We start from the raw sequence: 3,322 nt of genomic DNA on the forward strand, positions 1-3,322 counted from the left end.
ATTCAATAAGCACCAGTCTTTTTAAATACCACCCAGATAGTTTTAATAATCAGACTCAGGTCATAAGTTACAGACCACTTGCGTTGATAATCTATATCCATTTTCACAATGGTTTCAAAGTCTGTAATGCTGGAACGTCCATTAGCTTGCCATTCTCCGGTAATGCCTGGTTTGACTCGCAATCTATCCCAGTGGTGTGGATCGTAATTACTAACTTCATCAGGAGTAGGTGGACGAGTACCAACTAAACTCATGTCCCCAATCAGAACATTCCAAAATTGAGGGAATTCATCCAAGCTAGTACGCCGCAAAAATTTACCAACAGGAGTAATGCGAGGATCGTCAACAGATTTAAAAATGTGACCTTTAGCTTGGTTCTCAACCAAATGCTTGAGTTTATCAGCATTGACTATCATGGAGCGGAATTTCCAGATGCGGAAAGTTTTTCCGTTTAAACCACAGCGAATTTGGGAATAAAATATTGGACTTGGCTCATGAATAAAGGTAGCAATTGCTACGGGAATTGCTATCATAAATGTAACAATCAGCCCCACAATTGCTCCAACAATGTCAATTAATCGTTTTCTCACGCTTAAAGTTGACGGGTGTGAAGGCTGTTGCAAACAATTAACTGAATAAAGATAAAGATTATTCACAAGGGCTAACTTAGTTTTATAACAGGAATTTTTACATTAGTAGTGTAGACATAGACATGATTGTTGGGCGATTTTTACTACTGTTGTCGTTACTACCGAGTGTTAATATACACAAATTTTAGCCGATATAAAAACCAAAAACCAAAAATTTACAGAATCTTTCAATTCAAATGATAGATTGTAAATTTACGGTATTTTATCCATCTAATAAAAACTAATAAAAAGATACTACTATCGTACATATCCCAAAAATTACTGTGCTGAAGTACTAGTAGTAATTCGCAAAATTCCAAATGCTCATAATATAAGCATTTGGAATTTTGAGTATTATTCTTATTTCTAGCGCAATCTACTAGTACAACACGGCGGAAATAAACCAATCATTCTAAATCAACGAAACCCTTATGCTGGATTCATTTTTAATTTTTAATTTTTAATTTTTAATTTTTAATTCCGCCTTGCGGTACTAGTCTCAACGATCGACCTCTAAGGCAAAATTCACCGTATATGGTTCCTTCAGTGATTGCTGATTACTAGCCTTAATTGCATCTAGATAGCGACGTAAAGACAACAGTTGTTGAGAATTGGGACGATAAGTGAGACTTCCTTGTTTTTCAAAAAGTGGTGCTGTGGCGATCGCCTGATAGTCAGGATTTTCTTGCGAACTCTGGGTAAGCCAGGTTGATTCCGTAGCTGAAGGTATCAAACCGGAAGGTAGTTCACCTTCTAAAAAAGCCAGCAGCCGTTGCTGACAAATACGAGTATTGATCCCACGACCCTCAAATAACTGGGTAACTTCACCGAAAGATAAAGGGCGATCTGGTAGCAATTGCAACAATTCTGTAAACAAGAAATAATCAGTGTATTGTTGCTTGGGTATATCTAAAATCTGGGGATGCAGAGGCAGCATCGCCAAACCGTAAGCAACGCGACTGCAATTGGGAGCGCCGTTCTCGCCGAGATATAAATCTTGAATAATCTTAGTGCTGGGAAGTTTTTGCCGTAACCAGCGGTTCACCGTTCCGACACAAGCCACTCCACCAGTCAGGATAGCTTGATTAATGGCTTCTGTGGGGATACCACGAGCTACCAATAATTTGTTAAGTTCTCGGTTCAGGCGACGCACAAAGGGGATAAATACTTGGCTTTCTAAGTCTCGTCGCTGCAAAACCCACCGCTGATCGGCTAATTCCAGGGTAAAAGAGTCTTGGTGTTGCAAAATCAGTTTTAAGGCTAACGCCGCATCTAATACCGCCTGTCCCAGTAGAGAACTTTCTAGACGCTGCTGGAGACGAATACGAGCGGTGATATCTGGTTCTCCGACTCTAGGTAGTTCTAATTCTTCCAACCCTAAAGTCTGCCAACGCATTTGGTCTAAACCGGGAATTGACGGTTGCCATTGCCAAGGATTACTCGTGCTAGTTTTGCTATTGCTTGGTGTTTCTAGGCGTGATTGCCGAGATTTCGGTGGCAATAGCAGTTGGCAGATAATATCTTGTTCAATACCCTTACCAGCATAAGCAAAACTGTGGAGCATGAAATCACTGTGTGTTAATTGCTGCAAGATTTTTGGTATATTCACCAGTAACATTTCTGTGGCAGTTGTCCCAATGTTAATCACCAGGGTGTTGCCAACAATGGGATGTTCGCTGGTTTTTAGTGGATGAGAACCTTGAGCATCGCTTAGTTTTACTTGCTCACCGTTAACAGCATCAAGTTCTGGGAGTAGACTAGCGATCGCTTCTTCGACAAAAAAGACTTGCTGCGGATGTTGAATGAGTTTGCTAGTGAGTAAAGCTTCCCGCACGTTAAAGCGGTATTGTTCCGACCAGCTAGATGGACAGGTACAAATTACACCAGCAATATTATTGATAATCTGGGGAAAATCTTGTTCGCCGATCCCAACAGCGGCAGCCATTAAACTAGGGGTGGTACTTGTTTTTTCGGATTTGAGGGTTAATAGTAACTTAGAGAGCGATCGCACAACCCAAATCAAAGGCCCTGCAGAAAATTCATTTAATTGCAAAACAGGTTCCCATTTCTGTCGTTCACTCTTGTAGGGAATGGCTACTTGTAAGTAAGGCTTCAACTGCGCCGAGTAGAGATTATTTTTCGTCGGATCTGCTGTCGATTTTGGTGTTGTAGGAGTGGTAGCCGAGCGATCAGGTGCTTTATCTTGGGCAACAGCCGCAGGTGCTGTCTGCTCATGTGCTTCGATAGTTTCGTTTTCACCGTGGGGTACAGAAGCTGTAGGTAGATAAACCTCTGTTGGTAAACGAAACGATTGCTGAAAGGAACTTGTTCCCGGCGGATTTTCTGCTGACCAGTAGATAGGATGTACAACAAAAGTCGAGCGATTTAACAATGCGGCGGAAATTCCTGTTGTACCTAAATCAATTCCTAAATACCAGACTGATTCTAGAACATTGGGTGAAACTTCTGGATTATTTATGGAGTTGGCAATTGGAGGTAAAGAACTTTCTGGAACAGGAGTTGTGACTTCCTTTTTTTTTTCAGTCTCTACCTGGGGAACTGCCAAACTGGAGAAAGCAGCAGTTGATGTATTCTCTGCTACTTGGGGATTTTTAGGGGAAGTTGTGGGGATTGTGTCTTGAATGTTATCAAGTAGTTCTGAGAAAACATCCAAGTTGTGATCTGGCTGCGAC

General features: G+C 41.2%; 1 protein-coding gene and 1 pseudogene. Both read right to left on the reverse strand.

Annotated features, from left to right (window positions below; translation table 11 throughout):
- Positions 1-2 precede the first annotated feature (2 nt).
- A complete protein-coding gene (locus tag IQ229_RS19560; RefSeq protein WP_228013580.1) occupies positions 3-623 on the reverse strand; it encodes a sugar transferase in 621 nt (206 codons plus the stop codon).
- Positions 624-1,128: 505 nt separating this feature from the next.
- Positions 1,129-3,322: pseudogene (locus tag IQ229_RS19565) on the reverse strand (hypothetical protein); the annotation flags it as partial.

Source organism: Nostoc cf. edaphicum LEGE 07299 (assembly GCF_015207245.1).
Classification (GTDB): domain Bacteria; phylum Cyanobacteriota; class Cyanobacteriia; order Cyanobacteriales; family Nostocaceae; genus Nostoc; species Nostoc edaphicum_B.